The 22,050-nt window shown below is 69.5% G+C and carries 17 protein-coding genes and 1 riboswitch; of the genes, 13 read left to right on the top strand and 4 right to left on the bottom strand.

Annotated elements, in window-relative coordinates:
* Positions 1-5 precede the first annotated feature (5 nt).
* From N803_RS15505 to N803_RS15490, 4 genes are all read left to right on the top strand, one after another.
* Positions 6-293 (top strand): hypothetical protein, encoded by a 288-nt coding sequence (locus tag N803_RS15505; protein WP_156969820.1) that lies wholly within the window; start codon positions 6-8, stop codon positions 291-293.
* Entirely contained in the window at positions 290-1,573 is a 1,284-nt protein-coding gene (locus tag N803_RS15500) for a putative T7SS-secreted protein (protein WP_156969819.1), read from the top strand. The genes N803_RS15505 and N803_RS15500 overlap by 4 nt, the downstream gene beginning before the upstream one ends.
* Positions 1,513-5,349, top strand: a complete 3,837-nt coding sequence (gene hrpA, locus N803_RS15495) for an ATP-dependent RNA helicase HrpA (protein ID WP_052112366.1) — start codon at positions 1,513-1,515, stop codon at positions 5,347-5,349. The genes N803_RS15500 and hrpA overlap by 61 nt, the downstream gene beginning before the upstream one ends.
* Positions 5,350-5,420: 71 nt before the next feature.
* The gene (locus tag N803_RS15490) at positions 5,421-6,329 is read left to right on the top strand and encodes a PAC2 family protein (RefSeq protein ID WP_035906997.1); all 909 of its coding nucleotides are present in this window, start codon (positions 5,421-5,423) and stop codon (positions 6,327-6,329) included.
* Between the two features lie 91 nt (positions 6,330-6,420).
* Here the strand turns inward: N803_RS15490 and N803_RS15485 are convergent, their stop codons facing one another.
* Positions 6,421-8,118: a DNA polymerase gene (locus N803_RS15485; protein WP_035906995.1), complete on the bottom strand. Its 1,698-nt coding sequence runs from the start codon at positions 8,116-8,118 to the stop codon at positions 6,421-6,423.
* A 131-nt stretch (positions 8,119-8,249) separates the two neighbouring features.
* Between N803_RS15485 and N803_RS15480 the strand changes: the two genes are divergently transcribed.
* The 6 genes from N803_RS15480 (at position 8,250) to N803_RS15455 (ending at position 14,416) form a co-directional block, all read left to right on the top strand.
* Positions 8,250-9,008, top strand: coding sequence for an EcsC family protein (locus tag N803_RS15480; protein ID WP_035906991.1), 759 nt, complete (start codon positions 8,250-8,252; stop codon positions 9,006-9,008).
* Between the two features lie 4 nt (positions 9,009-9,012).
* Positions 9,013-9,426 carry a YkvA family protein gene (locus N803_RS15475; RefSeq protein ID WP_035906990.1) on the top strand — a complete coding sequence of 138 codons (414 nt, stop codon included), beginning with the start codon at positions 9,013-9,015 and terminating at the stop codon, positions 9,424-9,426.
* 93 nt (positions 9,427-9,519) lie between these two features.
* On the top strand, positions 9,520-10,566 hold the full coding sequence (locus N803_RS15470) for a DUF4192 family protein (protein WP_035906988.1): 1,047 nt from the start codon (positions 9,520-9,522) through the stop codon (positions 10,564-10,566).
* Positions 10,567-10,662: 96 nt separating this feature from the next.
* Positions 10,663-10,773, top strand: a riboswitch (SAM riboswitch).
* Between the two features lie 15 nt (positions 10,774-10,788).
* Positions 10,789-11,922 (top strand): homoserine O-acetyltransferase MetX, encoded by a 1,134-nt coding sequence (gene metX, locus N803_RS15465; protein WP_035906984.1) that lies wholly within the window; start codon positions 10,789-10,791, stop codon positions 11,920-11,922.
* Positions 11,923-12,058: 136 nt separating this feature from the next.
* Positions 12,059-12,433, top strand: coding sequence for a universal stress protein (locus N803_RS15460; RefSeq protein WP_035906983.1), 375 nt, complete (start codon positions 12,059-12,061; stop codon positions 12,431-12,433).
* A gap of 297 nt (positions 12,434-12,730) precedes the next feature.
* Positions 12,731-14,416, top strand: a complete 1,686-nt coding sequence (locus N803_RS15455) for an RNA polymerase sigma factor (protein WP_035907057.1) — start codon at positions 12,731-12,733, stop codon at positions 14,414-14,416.
* 183 nt (positions 14,417-14,599) lie between these two features.
* On the opposite strand, the gene N803_RS15450 is transcribed toward N803_RS15455, so the two are convergent.
* Genes N803_RS15450 through N803_RS15440 form a run of 3 tightly spaced genes read right to left on the bottom strand, consistent with a single transcriptional unit; the run spans position 14,600 to position 19,190 of the window.
* The gene (locus tag N803_RS15450; protein ID WP_035906979.1) at positions 14,600-16,909 is read right to left on the bottom strand and encodes a transglutaminase TgpA family protein; all 2,310 of its coding nucleotides are present in this window, start codon (positions 16,907-16,909) and stop codon (positions 14,600-14,602) included.
* Positions 16,906-18,204, bottom strand: a complete 1,299-nt coding sequence (locus N803_RS15445; protein ID WP_052112365.1) for a DUF58 domain-containing protein — start codon at positions 18,202-18,204, stop codon at positions 16,906-16,908. Before N803_RS15445 ends, N803_RS15450 begins: the two co-directional genes overlap by 4 nt.
* 8 nt (positions 18,205-18,212) lie before the next feature.
* Complete coding sequence (locus N803_RS15440) at positions 18,213-19,190, bottom strand: AAA family ATPase (protein ID WP_035907055.1); 978 nt, start codon at positions 19,188-19,190, stop codon at positions 18,213-18,215.
* A 396-nt stretch (positions 19,191-19,586) separates the two neighbouring features.
* Between N803_RS15440 and mraZ the strand changes: the two genes are divergently transcribed.
* The 3 genes from mraZ to ftsL all read left to right on the top strand — a co-directional run bounded on the left by mraZ (position 19,587) and on the right by ftsL (position 21,985).
* Complete coding sequence (gene mraZ / locus N803_RS15435) at positions 19,587-20,018, top strand: division/cell wall cluster transcriptional repressor MraZ (protein ID WP_035906976.1); 432 nt, start codon at positions 19,587-19,589, stop codon at positions 20,016-20,018.
* A 192-nt stretch (positions 20,019-20,210) separates the two neighbouring features.
* Positions 20,211-21,191, top strand: a complete 981-nt coding sequence (gene rsmH / locus N803_RS15430) for a 16S rRNA (cytosine(1402)-N(4))-methyltransferase RsmH (RefSeq protein WP_035906972.1) — start codon at positions 20,211-20,213, stop codon at positions 21,189-21,191.
* On the top strand, positions 21,188-21,985 hold the full coding sequence (ftsL, locus tag N803_RS17680; protein ID WP_052112364.1) for a cell division protein FtsL: 798 nt from the start codon (positions 21,188-21,190) through the stop codon (positions 21,983-21,985). Before rsmH ends, ftsL begins: the two co-directional genes overlap by 4 nt.
* The last annotated feature ends 65 nt before the right edge of the window (positions 21,986-22,050 follow it).

The following is a 22,050-nucleotide window of genomic DNA, read 5'->3' as shown; positions in this document are numbered from 1 at the left end:
GAGACATGACACGGATGACGGTCGGTGCCGACGTGATCGCGGCGATGGGGGTCTCGCTCGGCGAGATCGCACGTGACCTCGAGGCGACCAGGAACGGCGAAGAGGATCGCTGGGCCCTGGGGTGTGGCGAGACCTCCGCGGCGTTCGACCACCTCCTGTCGGGGTGGCGACTCAATCGGCTGCGGCTCGCGGCACAGCTGCAACTGCTCGGTGAGAAGGCGCAGACGGCGGGCACGGCCTACCTCGAGACGGAGAACCTGACCCAGCGAATGGTCGGGGGTGAGACCCGGTGATCGGCCAGACGCTCCGGCCCATTGAAGGCCACCCCGATTCCGCGCGAGCCCTGGCGCGCGCCCTCCGGGAGGGGGCGGCACGACTGGCGACGGTCAACGGCGTTCTGGTGGGGATCAAGGCCGGGGCCAGGTGGGACAGTTGCGCTGGGGAGATGTTCGAGGCGGCGGTGCAGGAGTCGCCACCTGTCATCGACGCCCTCATCGATCGCTACGCAGGCGCGTCGGGGGCGCTCCAGTCCTTCGCCGAGGAACTCGAGTCGGCGCAACGACGCTGCCAGGCAGCCATCGAGCGCCACGCGGCCGCGACGGATGAGTACCTGCGTCTCGAGGGGCTACTCGTCGCTGCGCAGGGCACCCCTGACGAGGCCCTCGTTCTCCGTCGGCACAACCACGCGATGTCCGCCGTCGTGTCGGCGGAGCGGGACCACCGAGCCGCGTGGCAGTCCTTCACCGAGGCAGACCGTCGGACGGCGGGTCGCCTGCGGGCGCTCGCGGCCGATGTCCTCGACGACCCGACGTCCTACGCCGCACTGGCCACGATGCAGGAGTTCTCCGGCGAGATGTCCTCCATGCCGCCTGTGCTCGGCAATGCGCCCGGTCTCAAGCAGCTCGGGGCTGCGGGTGAGGTCTCGGGGTTCATCAGTGGAGTCGGGCTCCGTGCCTTCTACGGGGAGGGCAGTTGGAAGACTGTGGGCATCAACGCCGTCGGGACTGTCGGGACGGGCGCAGGAGCTGTGGTCAAGCGGGGGAGCGTCGTCGGCGCACATCCGGTGTCGCGACTGGACACCAGGGCACGCGACTACGCGGGGGAGAAACTCTCGACCCGGCAGCGTTTCTTCATCGGCACCCGCGAGCAGTTGCACGCAACCTTCCCGAAGGCGTCCCAGCGCCTCGATCCCTCGATGCAACCCAGCCGGCGGATCATCCTCGACGGCAGCGACCTCCCCACGACACCGACGGCAGGACTGCCCCTGGCCGACAAGGCTCGCGTCCTGGCCGAACGTGCGAAGGTCATGGCGCGACGCAAGGCCGACGCCGTGCTGCTCGACGACTGGCGCGCTGCCTCCGCGGGCGGCCCCACCGCACAGAGGATGTTCGTCGCGGGCGTCACCCTGGAGAAGGCCACGCCGCAGGCGGAGTCACGACTCGTCAAGGCAGTCGAAGCTGGCGAGGAAAAGCCGGATGAGGGCACCCAATGCTCCGACCTATCCTTGAACCCGTGCCAGAGCGAGGAGGGAGACCAGTCCGAGACCGCGGACCCGTCGACCCCGCGCAACTGAGGTATCCCGAGCAGCTCCCCGTCGTCGAGCGACGCGACGACATCCTGGCCGCGATCCGTGACCACCAGGTCGTCGTCATCGCCGGTGAGACCGGCTCCGGCAAGACGACGCAGCTGCCCAAGATGTGCCTCGAGCTCGGCCTCGGCGGCACGGGCCAGATCGGTCACACCCAACCGCGCCGGATCGCTGCCCGCAGCGTGGCCGAACGCATCGCCGAGGAGATGGAGGTCGAGCTCGGGGACCTCGTCGGCTACCAGGTGCGGTTCACCGACCACAGCAGCGACCGCACCCGCGTCAAGGTCATGACCGACGGCATCCTGCTCGCGGAGATGCAGCGGGACCGCGACCTGCGCCGCTACGACACGATCATCATCGACGAGGCACACGAGCGGTCGCTCAACATCGACTTCATCCTCGGCTACCTCAAGTCGCTGCTGCCGCGCCGGCCCGATCTCAAGGTCATCATCACGTCGGCAACGATCGACCCCGGGCGCTTCGCCGACCACTTCTCGACGGATGCTCGCGGGGCCACTGTGCGTGAAGTGCCGATCATCGAGGTGTCGGGCCGCACATACCCAGTCGAGGTCCGCTACCGACCGCTCGTCGAACGCGACGACAACGGCGCCATCGTCGAGGAGCGGGACCAGGTCACGGGCGTCGTCGAGGCCGTCGAGGAGTTGTGGACCGAGACCCCGCCGGGGCACCTCGCCACGGACATCCTCGTGTTCTTCTCCGGAGAGCGGGAGATCCGCGATGCCGCCGATGCCCTCAACGGCCTCAACCTGCCCCACACCGATGTCCTGCCTCTCTACGCCCGTCTCTCGGCCGCCGAGCAGCACCGGGTCTTCACGCGGGGGAGTGGCCGACGGATCATCCTCGCGACCAACGTCGCCGAGACGTCGCTGACGGTCCCCGGCATTGGCTACGTCATCGACACCGGCACGGCGCGCATCTCTCGCTACTCGCAGCGCACCAAGGTCCAACGGCTCCCCATCGAACCGATCTCGCAGGCGAGTGCGGCGCAACGTTCGGGTCGATGCGGCCGTGTCGCCGATGGCGTTGCCATCAGGCTCTATTCGGAGGAGGACTTCGAGTCACGACCCGAGTTCACCGACCCCGAGATCCAGCGGACCTCGCTGGCGGCGGTCATCCTGCAGATGACGGCTCTCGGACTGGGTGACATCGGACGGTTCCCCTTCGTCGATGCCCCCGACCAGAAGCAGATCGTCGATGGCGTGCGGCTGCTCGACGAACTCGGCGCCCTGCGCGACGACAAGGGGAGGCGCGGCGAGAGGCGCCTCACGGCATACGGAAAGACGCTCGCGAGACTGCCACTCGATCCGCGCATGGGTCGGATGATCATCGAAGCCGGACGACTCGGTTGCACCCGCGAAGTGCTGGTCATCGTCGCGGCTCTGTCCATCCAGGATCCGCGAGAGCGTCCGGTCGACAAGGAGGCCCAGGCGCAGCAGCAGCACGCGCGCTTCAAGAGCGAGACATCCGACTTCGCGGGCTTCCACGCGCTCTGGCGCTACCTCAAGGAACAACAGAAAGCGTTGTCCGGCAGCGCTTTTCGTCGCATGTGCAAGGCCGAGTTCCTCCACTATCTCCGGATCCGGGAGTGGCAGGACCTCCACCAGCAGCTGCGCACAGCGTGCAAGCAGGCGCGCATCGATCCCGACCGCAGCACGTCGGCGAAGGACACCGAGCCGGACTGGGACGTCGTGCACAAGGCGTTGCTCGCCGGCCTCCTTTCGCACGTCGGCGTCCGTGACGAACAACGGCGCGAGTATGCCGGTGCGCGGGGTTCGCGTTTCGGCATCAATCCCGGGTCGGGCCTGTTCAAGAAGCAACCCGATGTCGTCATGGCCGCGGAGCTCGTCGAGACCACGCGGTTGTGGGCCCGGGTCAACGCCGCGATCGACCCCGAGTGGGCCGAGGAGGTCGGCGCACACGTGGTCAAGCGGACCTACAGCGAGCCGCGATGGTCGAAGTCGCAGGGGAGTGTCGTCGCGTCCGAGCGGGTGACGCTCTACGGGGTGCCGCTCATCGTCGACCGCACGGTGCAATACGGCCGGATCAACCCCGAGGAGGCGCGCGAGCTCTTCATCCGACATGCGCTGGTCGAGGGGGACTGGGACACCCACCACAAGTTCTGGAAGGCGAATGCCGAACTCCTGCAGCGCCTTTCGGAGTTGGAGGAGCGTGCCCGCCGCCGCGATCTCATCGTCGACGACGAGGTGGTCTTCTCGTTCTACGACGCGCGCGTCCCGCCTGACGTCACGTCGGCGCGGCACTTCGACCGGTGGTGGCGAGGTGAGCATCGGCGCCGTCCCGACCTGCTCACCTTCACCGAGGAGCTCCTCACCCGGGACGACGTCGACGCAGTGTCGGCCCAGGACTACCCGCGGACGTGGCAGCAGGGGGACCTCGACCTCGACGTGACCTATCAGTTCTCACCCGGAGATGCCGCTGACGGCGTGACGGTCCACGTGCCCACGGCCATCCTCAACCGGGTGACGGCGGAGGGTTTCGACTGGCAGGTCCCCGGGTTGCGCGAGGACCTGGCCATTGCCCTGCTCAAGTCGTTGCCCAAGGCGACCCGACGCCACTTCGTCCCCACGCCGGACCACGCCCGGGCAGCACTCGCCGGAGCCGACCGTGCCTCGGGTGCCTCCTTGACCGACGACCTGGCACGGGTTCTCAAGGACCGCACGGGCGTGAGCATCGGTGCAGGAGAGTGGGATTGGGCTCGCGTCCCCGACCATCTGCGGATCACCTTCTCCGTGGAGGCGCCCGGCGGGAGGGTCATTGCGCGGGGCAAGGACCTCGATGAGCTGCGGCCGAAATCGCAGGGTGCCGTCCGTCAACGGATGGCCAGGGCAGGCGCGTCGATCGAACGCACGGGACTGACCGACTGGACGATGGACGACGTGCCGCGGACCTTCGAGGGGCGCTCCGCAGGTCACACCGTTCAGGGCTTCCCGGCCCTCGTCGACGAGGGTGCGAGCGTCGCCCTGAGGGTCCTCGACCACGCCGGTTCGGCGACGGCGGCACACCGGGCCGGTGTCCGCCGACTGCTTCTCCTCAACACGACCGCGCCGTGGAAGCGCGTGCTGGCCCGGCTGAGCAACGCCCAGAAGCTCGCCCTCGGACAGAACCCCCACGGATCGGTGCCGGCGCTTCTCGAGGACTGCCTGGCGGCCGCCGTCGACTCGATCGTTGCCGAACACGTGCCGGCCGAGGTCCGCACCCGGGCCGAGTACGACACCGCCCACGCTGCGGTGCGCACCCACGTCGTCACACGCGTCCTCCAGGTCATCGAAGCCGTGGAGCCGGTGCTTGCGCTGGCAGGTGACGTGCGCCGCCGCCTCGATGCGCTCGGCACCAGCGCAGCCCGCCAGAGCCTGGCGGTGACCCTCGCCGATGTGAGGGCACAGCTCGACGGCCTCATCCGCCCCGGGTTCGTCGCGGACAGTGGTCTGGCCCGCCTCCCGCATCTCCAGCGCTACCTTCGCGCCATGCTCCAGCGGCTCGAGCGGGCCGCAACGAACGCGCGCGAAGCGCAGCTGCAGGCACAGATCGACGGGATCGAGACGGCATACGCCGATCTGCTCGACGCGCTCCCGGCGACGGACAGGCGGGCACCCGAGGTGACCGACGTCGCATGGCAGATCGAGGAGTTGCGGGTCAGCCTCTTCGCGCAGTCACTCGGGACGGCGCACCCGGTCAGCGAGAAGCGGGTACGGGCGGCGATCGCTACCCTGATTCCGTGAGCCCGGCCGGGAATCTCGGCGCGGCCAGCCACGTTCCATCCTTCACGTGACCCCCCTGAGAGGCTGTTCCCGTGCAGAACCCGTCTGACCTGTATCGCTTCGAGACCGACGCGCCGATGCCCACCCGCGAGCCGGGTGCCCTCATCGTGCTGCTCGGTGCGTTCATCGACGCCGGCAACATCCAGCGCATCCTCGGAACCCACCTCGTGGACTCGAGCGACGCCGAGGTCGTGGCGACCTTCGATGTCGACGCGCTGATCGACTACCGCGGTCGACGCCCCGCGATGGTGTTCGACACCAACCGGTGGGAGAGCTACGCCGACCCGTCGATGGTGCTCTACCGGATGCGGGACCGGGACGGACAGACCTACTACCTGCTCACGGGTCCCGAGCCGGACTTCCAGTGGGAGCGCACGATCGAGGCGATCCGTCAGCTCATCCAGATCCTCGGGATCAACCTCGTCGTCACGAGCCACGGCATCCCCATGGGCGTGCCGCACACGCGCCCCGTCGGCATGACCGCGCACGCGACCAACCCGCGGCTCGTCGGGGGCAAGGAGTCGCCCTTCGGCCAGGTGCAGGTGCCGGCGAGCTTCCCCGCGCTGCTCGAGCTGCGCCTCGGTGAGGCCGGGCGCGACGCTCTGGGCTTCGCGATCCACGTGCCGCAGTACCTCGCGCAGGCGGAGTGGGCCGAGGGTGCGCTCGCGGCCCTCAACGCGATCACGGACGCCACTGGCCTCAACCTGCCCAACGACGACCTCATCGCCAAGGCAGGCGTCAACAACCGGGAGATCGCCAGCGAGCTGGCCGAGAACGCGGATGCGGGCCAGATCGTCAACGCCCTGGAGCAGCAGTACGACGCCTTCGTCGAAGGTCAGGAGCGGCCCAGCCTGCTCGCGACCGAGGCGCAGGACCTCCCGTCGGCCGACGAGCTCGGTGCAGACATCGAGGAGTTCCTCCGCAACGTCAGCGACGACTGACACCTCGACTTCTTGCCCTGTTGGGACACGATGAGCGGGCCTTCGGCCTGGGAATCGTGTCCCAACAGGGCAAGAAGTCGGCAGTGGGGCGTCAGTCCTTGGCGTCCGACCAGCGCTCGATGACCGACGTGTCGGCGACGAACCGCACCGGCGCACCGGCAGCCCACCGCCGTGAGGCATCGGCCAGGGACTGATTCACCAGCTCAGCGACGTCGCCGGCTCTGTCAGCGGGGGCGTGCACGAGCAACTCGTCGTGCAGGCACAGCACGATCTCCGCGCCGAGAGGTCGTCCGAGTGCCCGGACCGTCGCCGCCCACGCCTTGAAGAGCTCCGCGGCAGCGCCCTGGATGATCGCGTTGCGTGCGAAGCGCCCCCGGGCCGCGTCGAGCGCCGGATTGGTTCCGACGGGCGACTGCGCCAGGAAGCGACCGGTCGGGATCAACCGACCGCCGAAGGTCCGCAACGGCTCCCCGCGCACCCCGGTCTCGTAGGCCCGGTCAAGCAGCCCCATCGCCACCGGGTAGGCCCGCTCCAGCCCGCGCAGGGCCTCGCCTGCCGCGCCGCTGCGCTGGCCATACATCGCCGCGAGCACCGCCACCTTCGCGACCGGTCGCTCGACCCCGAGCCGCGTGGCGACGGGTGCGTAGAGATCGTCGGCGCGGGTCGCCTCCGCGAACACGGGATCTCCGGAGACGACCGCGAGGACGCGCGGCTCGATCTGCCCGAGGTCAGCACGCACGAAGACGTGTCCCGGATGCGCGGCCACGCCCGGACGCAGGGCCGCGGGCAGGTTGTGCAATCCGTTCTCCGCCGTCATGCGCCCAGCCGCGCCATCGCAGGAGGTCCAGCCACCCCGCAGTCGGTCGTCGGGGCCGACGCACTCGTCGAGCCACCGGTAGCCATAAGTGGTCGCGATCCGCTCGGCCTTGCGCCAGGCGAGGAGCGCGTCCACCACCGGATGCACCTGGCGGTAGCCGTCGAGGACCCACTTGCGGGTGTTGGGCACGTCGACGCCGACCCCGACGAGCATGTCGCGCACCTGCTGCGGGTTGCGCAGGTCGGTCGACTCCCGCCCGGGAACGTGGCGGAGCACCTCGAGGTCACGCTGCCGGCGCGACTCGCGGGCCGCCTCCTCCGACGCCGCGCGTGGCCCGGCGAAGTCCCCGATGAGCCGCTCCATGACGGGTCGGTTCACCGGGAGCCCACCGCGTTCGAGTTCGAGGCACATGAGAGCCGCGGCGGATTCGGAGTGGATGGTCGCTGTGGCTCGCGGACCCACGGATTCGGCCCGATCCCGTTGTCGCACAGCGCATTCGAGCGCCGCGGCTGCCCACATCGCCAGGTGCTCGTCGCTCTCGAGCCACCCGGAGGTGGCGTCGGCGCGCAGGTGGCCGTCCGCTCGGACGAGGTCGTCCGGTCCGATGCCGTCACCTGCCGAGAAGTCGAAGAGGTCACCTGCGGCTGGGGTCGGCATGGACGACGTGGGTATGCCGTGTGCTCCCGCCCACACGCGACCCGGCTCGGCCTTCCACCCGCCGTGGAGGATCCGGTGCGCCTCGGCCAGGTCCCAGGCCCGCGCGAGGGGTGAGCCGACGGCGGCAGCCAGCTCACCGGCATACCGGGCAGACCACCAGACCCATCGCGGACGGGACGCGGACTCCCAGGCGGCCATCTCGCGAGCGACGTCCGTGACGCGTCCCGTGGCGCGACGACCCGTGCCGACGAGTGCGGCGCGACCGTCGTGGACGACGGCCGCGACGAGGTCGGCAGGGCCGCCGGGATGGGCCATGGAACGCAGCCTAGGTGAGCGTGCAGACACCCCGTCGAGCACTGTGACGGGTCGTCACCATGGCAGGATCGGACACGACAGCACTTCGAGATTGCCGCTCGGTAGCCCCGAGCGGCCACAGGAGGTCACCAGTGGGACTCTTCGGATTCGGCAAGGACGACGCCAAGGAAGCCAAGGACCAGATCGCGCAGACCAAGTCCGCGCTCGAACAGGCCCAGGAAGCGCCCAAGGACCAAGGGTTCGTCGGCAACAGCGCCACCAAGATGGTCGAGAACCTGCTCGACACCGGCATCGACGGCAAGGGCCCGTTCGACTCCGCCGCCAAGGTCGCGGCGAACGCGCTGAAGAAGAACGGCGGCAACGCCGAGGAAGCCGTGGACGACATCGTCAAGGGTCACCTCAAGCTGGCGGCCGCCAGTGGCTTCGTCACGAGCCTCGGTGGCTTCATCACGCTGCCGGTCTCCCTCCCGGCCAACGTCCTCGGCTTCTATCTCCTCGCGACGCGCATGACCGCGGCGGTCGCCAGCGTCCGCGGCCACGACATCACCAAGCCACAGATCCGCACGGCCGTGCTGCTCACGCTCGTGGGTGCCGACGCAGACGACCTGCTCGCCAAGGCCGGCATGGTTGCTCCAACGGGTCGGCTCACGAATCTCGCCGCCCAGCGGCTCCCCGGTCCGGCGCTCATGGTCGTCAACAAGGCCATCGGCTTCCGCCTGCTCTCGACCGCCGGCAAGAAGACGTTCTCCCGGTTCGGCCGCAACGTCCCGATCGTCGGCGGCGTCGTGGGCGCGGGCCTCGACGGCTGGCTGCTCAAGCGCATCGCGGACAACGCGCGTCGTGAGTTCTCGGTGAGCGCCGCGAACTCGGCGCAGATCGAGCAGGGCTGATCGCATGGCGATGCACGCGAAGGTCGCGACGTTCAAGAGCCTGGCGACGGCGATCAAGATCGCGACGCGCCCGGGTGGGCCATCCATGACTGAGCGAGCGCAGGCGGTGCCGCGCATGGTCAAGGCGGTGCGGTCGGGTGAATACAAGGGCACGTCGGTCGGTCGCTTGCTGCTCATGCTGGGCGCGGCCGGATACCTCGTGTCGCCGGTCGACCTCCTGCCCGAGGGCGTGCTCGGTGCGCTCGGTCTCGCCGACGACGCGGTGGTCGGTTCCTGGTTGGCGGCGCAGCTCGTGACCGAGACCGAGGAGTTCCTGGCCTGGGAGCGCTCGACTGGGCGGGGCAGTGGGCATGGCGCCGCGGTGCCGGGCGAAGTCGTCGACGACGCGCGTGACGGCGGGCCCGAGTTCCGGGGCTGATCCCGTCCACAGACCCACGAGGTATGCCGGGTTGTCCACATTTGTGTGAAGTGAGTCTTCCCGAGGTGGGCTGGATCTTCGGACAGTGAGGGCATGACCTCACTGAAGATCTCCACCACCGAAGAATGGCTCGCCGTCCTGCCCCACCAAGTGGGCCACCACCTCGCCCAGTGCGTTGCCGTCATGACGGTGACGTCCCGGGCCCTCGGCCCCGTCGCACGAGTCGACCTGCCACCCGAGAAGTACGTTCGGCAGATGGCGGACGGACTGCTCGACGGACTCCTCCGGGTCAAGCCGCAGGCCGCCATGCTCGTCGGCTACGAGGACGTGCCGGGGGAGTCACGGTCCATGCTCCACGCAGTGCACCATGGCCTGCAGGCGGCAGGTGTCGGCATCATCGACCACGTCGTGGTCCGAGACGGTCGATGGTGGGGCTGGTGCTGCCGCCCGGTCGATGAGCTCGACGGTCTGCGGCCCGACCATGTCGACGGGCACGCCCTCGTCGACGACTCGTGCGTGCCAGCGGCGGCGGCCTTCATCGCCAACGGCAGTGCACCGCTCGCCAGCCGCGACGCCGTCGGGGCCCTCGTCGAGGAGGATCCAGGGTTGAGCGCCGGTGTCGCGGAGGCTCTCTCGGCGATCTCCGGATCTGATCCCGTGCCAGAACTGTGGGGTCGGCTGCTCGCTCCCGTGGGGGAGCGCGGCGACGCGTTCCAGGTCACCGATCAGGAGCTCGCGCGGATGCTGTGCTCGCTCGCGACCAAGCCGTGGCGGGACGCCCTCGTGGCGTGGATGTCTCCCGTCATGTTTCCCATCGAGAAGGTCGACGAGGTGTCGCGGCGGGCGCTGGACCAGGCGGTCCCTGCCGGTCCCGCGGGTTCGTCGGACGCATCGAAGATCGTGCTCCGACGGCTTCTGGGTCTGGCCCGACGCGTCCCGGACGCCTTCCCCCAGGAGGCCGCAGCCATCAGTACCCTGGCTGGTTGCGTGGCCTGGGGAGTCGGCAACGGGTCGACCGCCGCCGACGCCGTGACCCGGGCACTGCGGGTCGTCCCCGAGTATCTGCTCGCGACGTTCCTCGAGCGGATGGTCGCGTACCAGTTGCGCCCGCGACACACGTGGCCGGACGTCGCGGCCTGACGTGTCGGTCTGACGTCGCGGCCGGGTGCGGACAGCTCTCTCACGCTGCGGACAACCCTCCCGCGGGAGCAGCGGTCGGTTCTAGACTTGTGCGCAGGTCAAGAGTCCCAGCGCCAAGCCCCGGCTTGCTGGGCGGCAACCCTCCTCGCGGTGGGGTGCCCCGGGTGAAGACACGGCCCTGTCGGTTCCGACGGGCAAGCGCGACACGAGGAGCTCCTTGCGATGACCATCACCGACCTCCCGACGGCGTCCTTCTGGCGCCCCGGCGATCCGCCGGGTGACCGTCTCTTCGCTTCGGTGGGCGCCCTTGACCTCGAGCGGGGCGGGCACCTCCCGGACGTGACCGTGGCCTACGAGACCTGGGGCCGGCTCAACGCCGCGCGCGACAACGCGATCCTCGTCGAGCACGCCCTCACCGGTGATGCCCACGTCGACGGGCCAGCCGGTCCGGGCCAGGCCACCGCCGGCTGGTGGGACGGCCTCGTCGGGCCGGGAGGTCCGCTCGACACCGATCGGTGGTTCGTCGTCGCGACCAACGTCCTCGGCGGCTGCCAGGGGACGACCGGGCCGTCGTCGGAGGCAGCCGATGGCCTGCCCTACGGCGGGAGCTTTCCGTTCGTCACGATCCGCGACCAGGTGGAGGTCGAGGCGCGCGTGGCCGATCTCCTCGGGATTCACCGGTGGGCTGGTGTCCTCGGCGGCTCCATGGGTGGCATGCGTGCGATCGAGTGGGCGACGAGCCACCCGGACCGGGTCTCGACCTGCATCGTGCTCGCCTCGACCGCCTATGCGACGGCGGACCAGATCGCGTGGTGCCAGCCGCAGCTGCTCGCGATCCGAAGTGACCCGAACTTCCACGATGGCGACTACTACGAGCGGGGTGTCGCACCCCTCGACGGACTGGGGATCGCGCGCAGGATCGCCCACGTCACCTACCGCCACGAGGGTGAGTTGGCCGAACGCTTCGGGCGGGACGCCCAGCCGGGCGAGGAGCCTCTCGGCCACGGTGGGCGCTTCGCCGTCGAGTCCTACCTCGACCACCACGCAGGCAAGCTGGGTGCGCGCTTCGACGCGAACTCCTACGTCGTCCTCAGTGAGGCGATGAACAGCCACGACGTCGGGCGCGGTCGTGGGGGAGTCGCGGCGGCACTGGCGGCCTTCACGGGGACGCTCGTCGTGGCAGGGGTGGACACCGACCGCCTCTATCCGGCTCGGCTGTCCGACGAGATCGCCGCGCTGCGGCCCGGCACCGTGTTGCGGCACATCTCATCCCGCTACGGGCACGACGGTTTCCTCATCGAGATCGACCGAGTTGGTGAGATCCTCCGCGAGGCGTTGGAGCCGGCCGGGTCGTGACGGTGCCAGCGGCCGTGGGCGTCCGCGGTGGGGCGCATCTGAGAGTCCCGGTGATGCGCCGTGTCAAGCGTCACAATCTCCGGTACGGTCCCCACAAGAGCCCACGGTTGGGCTGACCTGCTGACAAGGAGGAACAGTGGCCATCGTCGTCGGATACATCCCGACCAAGGAAGGCGCGGCTGCACTGACCCGCGCGGGCGAGGAAGCCCTCCTGCGCAAGACCGACCTGGTCGTCATCAACTCCAACCGCGACGGTGCTGGTGAGGACTCCGAGGAGTTGAGCAAGCTGGGCGAAGACCTCAAGGCCCAGGGGGTCACGGTCACCGTGCGCCAGCTCATCCGGGGCAACGAGCCCGCCGAGGACCTGATCGCCGTGGCCGACGAGCTCGATGCGGAGCTGATCGTGATCGGCCTGCGTCGGCGCACCCCCGTGGGCAAGCTGATCCTCGGTTCCAACGCCCAGCGGATCCTGCTCGACGCTCCCTGTCCGGTGCTCGCAGTCAAGAGCTGACGTCGCCCGACTCACTGGTCCTGTGCAAACCGCTGGCCACATCCGTGTGGCGCGAGAAGCGGTGCAGCACACCGTTGACGAATCGCCGCGGTCCCTCCCGGAATAGGGCTGGGGGCCGCGGCGATTTATAATGTAAGTGCACGCTCGAAGCAACGGTCGATCTTCACCCCTGTGGATCACCTTGGAGTGTGCGCCAACTCGACCAGCCGGTCAGTGCTCCGCCCACGCGTGAGCCTCACCGAGTGCTCCCGTGACGAAAGGTTGTCGGTGTCGCCTGTGCCCACGAACGCCTCCGAGATGCCCCTCCCCGCCGAGTTCGGCCACCCAGCCCTTCAGGATCTCGTTCGCACGGGTCACACCACCGGTCAGGTGACCGGAGAGCAGGTGGCTCAGGCCATCCTTGCCGCAGGCGTGAAGCCCAGCCGTGGTCGCACCGTCCTCACGGCTCTGGCTGCGCAGGGCATTGAGGTGAGCATGACGATGCCGGCAGGGGCCGTGGCTGCCACGAAGGCGACCGCCAAGAAGACCACGACCGCGGCCACCAAGAAGGCCGTCACCAAGAAGGCTGCTCCGGCGGCGTCGAAGAAGGCCGACGCCAAGGCGTCCGCAACCGACGACGACGCATCGGCCACGAAGCCCGCGACCAAGAAGGCAGCGGCCAAGACGGCTGCCACGAAGACCGCTGCAACGAAGACCGCTGCGACGAAGACGGCCGCCACCAAGACCGCGGCCACCAAGGCCGCCGCCACCAAGGCCGCCGCCACCAAGACCGCCAAGGCCACGCCGGCCAAGAAGGCCGCCACCACCAAGGCGGCTGCGGCTGCGGCTGCGGCACCGGCGGCCAAGGCTGCCTCCACGTCGACGGCCAGGAAGGCTGCCGCGAAGAAGGCGTCGGCTGACGCTGCTGCCGCGACGGTCGATGGTGCCGAGGTCGAACCCGAGGACGATGCTGACGAGTCCGAGGAGTCGTCCAGCACGGACGAGGCTCCCGAGACTGCGGCTGCTGCCGGTGGGTTCGTCCTGCGCGACGACGACGAGGAGGACGCACCCGTCCAGCAGGTCGTCACCGCGGGCGCCACGGCCGACCCGGTCAAGGACTACCTCAAGCAGATCGGCAAGGTTGCCCTCCTCAACGCCGAGCAGGAAGTCGAACTCGCGAAGCGGATCGAGGCCGGTCTGTTCAGCGAGGAGCGACTGAACTCCGGCGAGAAGATCGACATGAAGCTCAAGCGTGAGCTCTGGTGGATCGCGCAGGACGGCAAGAACGCCAAGAACCACCTCCTCGAGGCCAACCTGCGCCTCGTGGTGTCGCTGGCCAAGCGCTACACCGGCCGCGGCATGCTCTTCCTCGACCTCATCCAGGAAGGCAACCTCGGCCTCATCCGTGCGGTCGAGAAGTTCGACTACACCAAGGGCTACAAGTTCTCGACGTACGCGACGTGGTGGATCCGTCAGGCCATCACCCGCGCCATGGCAGACCAGGCCCGCACCATCCGTATCCCGGTGCACATGGTGGAGGTCATCAACAAGCTGGCTCGTGTCCAGCGGCAGATGCTCCAGGACCTCGGTCGCGAGCCCACCCCGGAGGAGCTGGCTCTCGAGCTCGACATGACGCCCGAGAAGGTCGTCGAGGTCCAGAAGTACGGTCGCGAGCCCATCTCGCTGCACACGCCCCTCGGTGAGGACGGCGACAGCGAGTTCGGTGACCTCATCGAGGACTCCGAGGCGGTTGTCCCGGCCGACGCCGTGAGCTTCACCCTCCTCCAGGAGCAGTTGCACTCGGTGCTCGACACCCTCTCGGAGCGTGAGGCGGGAGTCGTGTCGATGCGCTTCGGTCTCACCGACGGTCAGCCCAAGACGCTCGACGAGATCGGCAAGGTCTATGGCGTGACGCGTGAGCGCATCCGCCAGATCGAGTCGAAGACGATGAGCAAGCTGCGTCACCCGAGCCGCTCGCAGGCCCTGCGCGATTACTTGGACTGACGACGATCGGCGGAGGCAACGCAGCGGAGCGAGGCCCGTAGCCGGAAGGAGTCAGTCCCAGAAGGTTGGACTGACGACGATCGGCGGAGGCAACGCAGCGGACTGATCCGCCAACCTCAGACGCCCGCGCCCCGGGAGACACTGTGTCTCTCGGGGCGCGTCGTCGTTTCGGGACGGCTCGACTCAACGCCGGCGGAGGCGAGACCATGCCCGTCGTGGCCACGCGAGGGTTCCGTCGACGACGTCGCGCCATTGGCGGAGCCCGTCGGCAGGGATCAGCAGCGCGCGAACCCGGTCACCGCGCTGGCGCGCGGACAGTGCCGCACGCCAGACGGCGCGGGTGTCGGTGCTGACGTCGGGGATCTGCGCATGGGGCGGCGCGTAGCGCGCCTGCTCGACGGTCGAGACGATCCGGCCCATCGCGGCCTTGGGCTCGGCCGACAGAATGGCGTCGTGGGCGAGCCGGGTCCCGGCCTGCCGCGGTGTGCTCCCGTCGGGTGGGGCGATGCCGATGTCGCCGAGCCTGGAGATGAGCGAGGCCCAGTCGGCCTCGACCCGCTCCGCATCGTCACGGGCAGCCTTGCGCAGGCGCCGTCGACGCACCCAGGCCGCAACCGGCAAAAGGAGCAGCGACAGCAACGCGGCGACGATGACGACGAGGGTCAGCAGGTTGTCGGTGATCCATCGGAACGGGCCGCTCGTCGACGTCGTGGTGGGACCGACCGATCCGGTGTCGCTGTCGGGTCGTTCGCTCGCGGTCGGTGCCGGGGCGGAGCTGGACGCCGTGGGCGACGCCGACTCCGTGGGGCCGACCTCGGTGGGGATGAGGCTGTAGGTCGGCGCACCACCCGTACGGACACCGGGCGTGGGCTCGAAGCGGGTCCACCCGAGGTCCGGGAACCACAGTTCCGGCCAGGCGTGGGCGTCCGCCGCGCGCACGGTGTAGGAGGCATTGGCGAACGTGCCCGGGAGGAACCCGATCGCCAACCGCGCCGGGATGCCCTTGATGCGCGCGGCCATGACGAACGCGGACGCGAACTGGACGCAGTAGCCGGTGCGTGACACCAGGAAGTTCGACAGCGGGTCGGCCATCATCGTGCGGCCAGATACCGGATCGGTCGGCGTGGGCAGCTGGAGGGAGTAGGTGTACTGACTGCTGCGGAAGTGGGCCTGGAGCAGACGCGCAGTTTCCAGCGGGGTGGAACCCTCGGGCACGACGTTGTTGACGAGTTCCTGGAGCCGTTCGAAGCTCTCGCCGTCGATCTCGTTGTAGATCCCCTCGTCCCAGCCGCGTGGCCCCGGACCGTCCGTCGAGAAGTCGCCGGTCGTCGGTTGCAGCTGGTTGTAGTTCGCGGTGTATTCGCCGACGTTGCGGTCGACCTCGAAGCTGCCGACGAAGTTGGTGCGCAGAGGCACGTCTCCAAGGTCGACGTTCTGCAGCGGTGATGGCAGGGCGATCTGAGGTGCCTGAAGCCGGTTCTCGGTGACGTCGATCCGAACCGGGGTGCGCTTGACCGACGGGTCGCCATCCTGGGCGATGGAGTCGGGCTGAACGTTGCGCCCGGCGGTGAAGCCGGTACTCCACTCGCCCCGCCGGTAGTCCGTGAGGATCGCGACGCGCAGGGGATCCGGGCTGGTCGTCGTCGTCCGGTAGCTGATGACCGGCGTCTGCGACTGGTCCTCGAGGGAGCGTCGTAGGTCAACCGTGGTGTTGAGCGTGATCGAGCCTCCGCCGCGGGCGTTGTCCGCTCGGCCGAGGCCGTCGGCGAGGAAGGTCGTGGGCAGGTGCGGCACGACCATGGGCAGCACGATGGCCAATGCGAGCGTGCCCGCCCCGAGGAGCCGGGCCGTTCCGGCGACACCGAGAACGGGGTCGTGATCCGCGCCATCGGAACCACGCGGCACCGTGGTGCTCCAGCGCCGGACGACGCCAAGTCCCTGTGTCGCCAGCAGTGCCAGCCAGAAGGCGATCGGCAGGATGAAGTACTTCCACGAGAGCCCGTCACCGGAGTTCGTCGCCGACACGAGGTATGCCGTGAGGAGGGCGAGACCGGCCAGTGCGGGGGAGCGCAGGGTCACCCCCACGGCGTCGACCACGAGCGCCGTGAAGCCGACGAGGATCGTGATGGCCACGATGATGCCGCGTTCGGTCGGGACAGGAGCCGAGAAGGCCATGACCGTTTCGCGGGCCTCGCCGAGCAGGATGCCCAGGGCGTGCACGCTGTCCGGTCCGGGGAGGAGTCCGCCCAAGAGGTGGCCCCGTCCGTGCAACCACGAAATGGCGAGGAACCCTGCCACGGCCTGGCCGAGGATCACGACCCACGCCGACAGCGCGAGTGAGCGCAGGCCCACGCCGACGAGCGCGATCGTGACGATGACGAGGCCGGCGGGGCGCACCCACGTGTTGGAGTCGAAGAGGGTGAGGAGGGGAAGGGCGACGGCCAAGGTCGCGAGGGCAGCGAGGAGGGCTTCCAGCGGGCGGGTGCGGTTCATCGGGCACCCACCAGACTGCGGGATCCGGCCGCTGCAGCCCACGCGTCGGCGACGCCGAGTTGCGGGTCGACGCTCAGGACCGACCATCCGGCACCCGCGAGTGACGCCGTCGTGGCCGGCGGACCGACGTCCCCGCCCGGCGCGGCACCCGGTGCGCCACTCGATGCCGCGGTCGGTGTCGCAGTCCGGCCACCGAAGGACGCCGCGTTGATGACGAATGCCAAGCCGGGGCCACCGGGCTGACGGAGGGAGGCCAGCGCACGCGAGGCGTCGTCGTCGACGGCGCCGACGATGGCGACGACCAGTCCTCCCTGCGCGGTCGCGGCACTCGCCGCGTGGAGCAGGCTTCCGATGCCCTTGTCCTCGGAGTGGACGGTGCGGGCCAGGGTTTCGAGACCGCGGTCGAGGTCGGTGTCCTCGCGTACCCCCGACTCCGATTCGCCGTCGGGGGTGAGCAGGTGGACGGCGAAACCCATCTCCAGCAGGTGGGCCAGCGCGGAGGCGGCCATGGTGACTGCCCATTCGAGGGAGCCCGACGGACCCTTGCCTCCGTGTGCCTGTGCCCGGGTGTCGAGGAGCACGACGGCTCGACGTTTCGCCGGACGATCCTCCTGACGCACCATGAGCTCACCGGTGCGGGCGGTCGCCGGCCAGTGGATGCGGCGCAGGTCGTCACCGTCGCGGTACTCACGGATCGACTGGTCATCCTCGCCGTGCAGCGCGACCCGGTGAGGGACCGAACCTTCCGAGCCGAGGCCGCGGCCGAGCGCCCGACCATCGGCGAGGGCGACGACCCTTGGCAGGACGAGGAGCTCGTCGTGGGTGCTGACCGAAGCGTGCCGGAGCGTGAGCCCGAAGGGGTCCTGGACCCGGACGCCGAGCGGACCGAGTCGGTGAGCTCCGCGCGCGTGGGCGCGGACGGCATACTCCACATGCGTTGATCCGCCGGCTGCGAGCGACGGGAGCACGAACCGTGGTCGGTCGCCGAGTGAGTAGTCGAGGTGTTCCTCGGCGAAGAGCATCGGCGAGCGGGTCGTCGACGGGTTGGACAGCGTCATCTGGACGACCGCCGGCTGGTCGATGGTGACGCGCGAGGGCTGGGCCTCGCGGTCGACGACCAGGTCGAGGTCGTGCCGGCGCCCGAGGAGCCCCGAGAGGATGGGCAGTGCGCCGAGCGCCGTGCCGATCCGGCTGAGGTCGTGCTGGCCGAGCGCCAGACCGGCCAGAACGAGCACGATGCCCGACGCGAGGAACGCGGCGCCGCGCGTGGTGAGTGAGTCGCGGAATCGTCGCATGGCGCGACTCAGCGCGTCGGAGCAGGAACGCGGACCCGCTGGAGCAGGTCGGTGAGCACGTCGGCGGCGGTGCGGTGGGCCAGCTGGCTCTCGCCCGTGAGCATGAGGCGGTGCGCGAGCACGGGAACGGTCACGGCCTGCACGTCATCCGGCAGAACGTGGTCGCGACCGGCCAGGGCGGCGTGGGCGCGGCTGGCCCGCAGGAGGTGCAGGCTGGCTCGGGGCGAGGCGCCGAGGCGCAGCGCCGAACTCGTCCGGGTCGCCTGGGTGACGTCGACGACGTACTGCTTGAGGGCTGCGGAGGCATAGACGGAGCGCACGGCCTCGATCATCTGCGTCACGGTGCCGGCGTCGGTGACCGGTCGCAGGTCCTCGAGCGGGGAGCGGCCGCCGTGCTGGTCGAGCATGTCGACCTCACTGCGCGCAGACGGGTAGCCCATCGAGATGCGAGCCATGAAGCGGTCACGCTGCGCCTCGGGCAGAGGGTAGGTGCCCTCCATCTCGATCGGGTTCTGTGTCGCGAGCACCATGAACGGGCGCGGCAGCGAATAGGTGGTGCCGTCCACCGTCACCTGCGCCTCCTCCATGGACTCGAGGAGGGCGGACTGGGTCTTGGGTGAGGCGCGGTTGATCTCGTCACCGACGACGACGTTGGCGAAGATCGCGCCCGGCCGGAACTCGAAGTCCCGCACGTCCTGGTTGTAGACGCTGACGCCGGTGATGTCGCTCGGCAACAGGTCGGGCGTGAACTGGACGCGGCGCACCGAGGCGTCGATGCATCGCGCGAGCGTCTTGGCGAGCATCGTCTTGCCCACGCCCGGGACGTCCTCGATGAGGACGTGGCCCTCGGCGAGCAATGCCGTGACGACGGTGCGGACCGCGGCCGGCTTCCCCTCGATCACCGAGTTCATGGCGGTCTGGAGCGAGCTCGCGACCTGAAGCACGTGGTCGAGAGCGGCACCGGAGCGGGGGGTCTCCCTGCTCATCTGTCGCTGGTCGTGGGTCTGGTGGACGTCGTCGTGTGCCGACACCGGTGGCTCCTCGGGGTGCACCCGCAGCCCTGCGCAACGGGGTCTTCGATCTTGCCCCACATTGCTCCACTCGGGGAGGGATGGGGCGGGAAAAGGTGAGGCTCCCAGCGTTCGTTCAGGTTCCGCCGGCGCCGCGGGGCGGCATACACGCCGGTATGCCGGGTGCTCATGTGCCCGAATCACGCTGTGGTCTGCGAATGTGCCCCACTTTCCACCACCTACTCTGACCTGCGGAAAAAGGAGGGTTTGAGGTTGATAACGACTTGATTTCGGTTGGAGGTGGAGTAAAGTGGAGGACACCGGAGCGAAGTGTTGGCCCGGTGGGTCGAGTCAGAAGGGGTGGTGAGTGCGGTGTTTCTCGGTACGCACACGCCTCGCCTCGATGACAAGGGCCGGCTGTTCCTCCCCGCCAAGTTCCGCGAGCGCCTCTCGACCGGCCTCGTCGTGACCCGTGGGCAGGAGCGCTGCCTCTACGTCTTCCCCATGGACGAGTTCGTCAAGGTCACGCAGCAGATGCAGGAGGCGCCGACGACGAACCGCGCGGTGCGCGACTACATCCGTGTCTTCCTGTCCGGGGCCAGCGACGAGATCCCCGACAAGCAGGGGCGCGTCACGATCCCCGCGCACCTGCGTCAGTACGCGGGTCTCAACCGCGAGTGCACCGTCATCGGCACCGGCTCGCGGGTCGAGGTCTGGGACACCGAGGCGTGGAACGACTACCTGGCCAGCACCGAGCAGGCCTACTCCGAGCAGTCCGAGGAGGTCATCCCCGGACTCATGTGATCCACCCCGGCCCTCGGCCTCCAGCCGACCGGTTCCCGACACGACTTCCCCCGTGCCGGGCCCCGGACGGATGGGGACCAGGGGCCGGGGAGCGCCCACCACTTCGCACCACCCCTCGCACCACAGCCGAGTCGCACCACTTCGCACCACCGCAGCGCTGGAGAACAGCCACCCACCACGAAGGAGCAGCAGATGTCGTCACGGGGAGCCGCGCACGAGCGGCACGTTCCCGTGCTCCGCGACCGCATCGTCGACCTGCTGGCCCCTGCCCTCACCGATCCGGGGTCGGTGCTCGTGGACGGGACGCTGGGCATGGGCGGCCACACCGAGGCCTTCCTCGAGCACTGCCCGGAGGCTCGGGTCATCGGGATCGACCGGGACGAGGAGGCGTTGGCCCTGGCGGGCGAGCGCCTCGCGAATTTCGGGGACAGGTTCGTCGGAGTCCACGCGGTCTACGACGAGATCGCCGACGTCGTGGCTGAGCACACATCCGGGGCCGTGCAGGCCGTGCTGTTCGACCTCGGGGTCTCCTCGCTCCAGCTCGACGAGGCGGACCGCGGGTTCGCCTACGCCCAGGATGCTCCGCTCGACATGCGGATGGACCAGGGGCGGGGTATCACCGCGGCGGAAGTGCTCAACGGTTACGCGCCGGGTGACCTCATCCGGATCCTGCGCGACTTCGGAGAGGAGCGCTTCGCCAAGCGCATCGTCTCCGCGATTGTTCGCGAGCGCGAGAAGGAACCGTTCACCCGATCCGCTCGACTGGTCGAGCTCCTGCGCGAAGCCGTCCCGGCCGCGTCGCAGCGCACCGGGGGCCACCCGGCCAAGCGAACCTTCCAGGCCCTGCGCATCGAGGTCAACGACGAGCTCGGCGCGTGGGAGCGCGCCATCGTCGGCGCCGTCGACTCGCTCGCGGTGGGTGGCCGGATCGCCGTCCTCTCCTACCACTCGCTGGAGGACCGCATCACCAAGCGCGCGCTCGCGGCCGGTGCGACCTCGAGCACCCCACCCGGTATGCCGGTCGAGCTCCCCGAGCACGCGGCATACCTCCGTCTGCTGACCCGCGGCTCCGAGGAGCCCTCGGCCGCGGAGCAGTCCACGAATCCTCGATCCGCATCGGCCCGCCTCAGGGCCGCAGAACGTACCCGTCCGACGAAGGGAGCACGGCGATGACTCAGACCGCCGCCCGTCCACTGACCCGGTCACTTCCCCGATCCACCGCCCGCACGGCGCGCCCGCGTCCACTGCGTGTCGTCCGCGAGCAGCCGCAGCAGGGGCAGCCGGCTTTCGTGGCGGCCTGTCTCGCGCTCCTCGTTGCGGGCCTCCTCGGGGTCCTGATGCTCAACACGGCGATGGCCAAGGGTTCCTTCGTTCTGGGCGACCTCCAGGACACCTCCAACGAGCTCTCGGCTGCCGAGGAGGAGCTCAACCACGCCATCAATGCGCAGGGCGCTCCGGCTGAGCTGGCGCGTCGTGCCCTGGACCTCGGAATGGTTCCGGCCACGAGTGCGGCCTTCCTCAGGTTGAGCGATGGGAAGGTTCTCGGCGTGGCGGAGGTGGCCGACACCAAGAAAGAATTTACTGTTGCCACACAAGGCAATTCGGCCGCCGCGGCAGCCCGCCCCGCCACGACTCCCCAGACCACGGTCCGGACGGTGGGCACCGTGACGACCACGACAGTCACGACGGTCAAGGGAGCCACCATCGAGGTCACGACGACGAGCGTCGACTCGGCCACCGGTGAGACGAGCACGACGACGGAGACCAAGGACGCTGCCCCGGCCGCTGCCACCCCGACCCCGGAGGCATCGGCCACACCGGGTGCGGCGAACGGTTCTCAGCCCTCGGCGACACCCTCTGCCTCCGAGTCGGCAGGCGCGACTCCAAACGCGACCGCCACCCCGTCGGGCAACGCCCCGAACACCTCGAACCCGGCGCCCTCCGCCAGCGCCACGACGACGCCGTGACGCCCCGCCGCGAGGACGGGCCCCGACGCCCCGGTGCAGCACCTCGCCGCGCCGGGGCGCCGGGC

It is taken from the genome of Knoellia subterranea KCTC 19937 (genome assembly GCF_000768685.1).
In the GTDB taxonomy this organism is placed as follows: Bacteria; Actinomycetota; Actinomycetes; order Actinomycetales; family Dermatophilaceae; genus Knoellia; species Knoellia subterranea.
The sequence above is the reverse complement of the archived record's forward strand: the minus strand, read 5'-3'. Positions and strand labels throughout refer to the sequence as shown.

Excerpts from the sequence above, each read along its gene's own strand:
- N803_RS15450 (WP_035906979.1), bottom strand. The coding sequence starts at position 16,909 with ATGAACCGCACCCGCCCGCTGGAAGCCCTCCTCGCTGCCCTCGCGACC.
- N803_RS15485 (WP_035906995.1), bottom strand. The coding sequence starts at position 8,118 with ATGGCCCATCCCGGCGGCCCTGCCGACCTCGTCGCGGCCGTCGTCCAC.
- metX (WP_035906984.1), top strand. The coding sequence starts at position 10,789 with ATGACCATCACCGACCTCCCGACGGCGTCCTTCTGGCGCCCCGGCGAT.
- N803_RS15455 (WP_035907057.1), top strand. The coding sequence starts at position 12,731 with ATGCCCCTCCCCGCCGAGTTCGGCCACCCAGCCCTTCAGGATCTCGTT.
- N803_RS15440 (WP_035907055.1), bottom strand. The coding sequence starts at position 19,190 with ATGAGCAGGGAGACCCCCCGCTCCGGTGCCGCTCTCGACCACGTGCTT.
- N803_RS15445 (WP_052112365.1), bottom strand. The coding sequence starts at position 18,204 with ATGCGACGATTCCGCGACTCACTCACCACGCGCGGCGCCGCGTTCCTC.
- N803_RS15505 (WP_156969820.1), top strand. The coding sequence starts at position 6 with ATGACACGGATGACGGTCGGTGCCGACGTGATCGCGGCGATGGGGGTC.
- rsmH (WP_035906972.1), top strand. The coding sequence starts at position 20,211 with ATGTCGTCACGGGGAGCCGCGCACGAGCGGCACGTTCCCGTGCTCCGC.
- N803_RS15475 (WP_035906990.1), top strand. The coding sequence starts at position 9,013 with ATGGCGATGCACGCGAAGGTCGCGACGTTCAAGAGCCTGGCGACGGCG.
- N803_RS15470 (WP_035906988.1), top strand. The coding sequence starts at position 9,520 with ATGACCTCACTGAAGATCTCCACCACCGAAGAATGGCTCGCCGTCCTG.
- ftsL (WP_052112364.1), top strand. The coding sequence starts at position 21,188 with ATGACTCAGACCGCCGCCCGTCCACTGACCCGGTCACTTCCCCGATCC.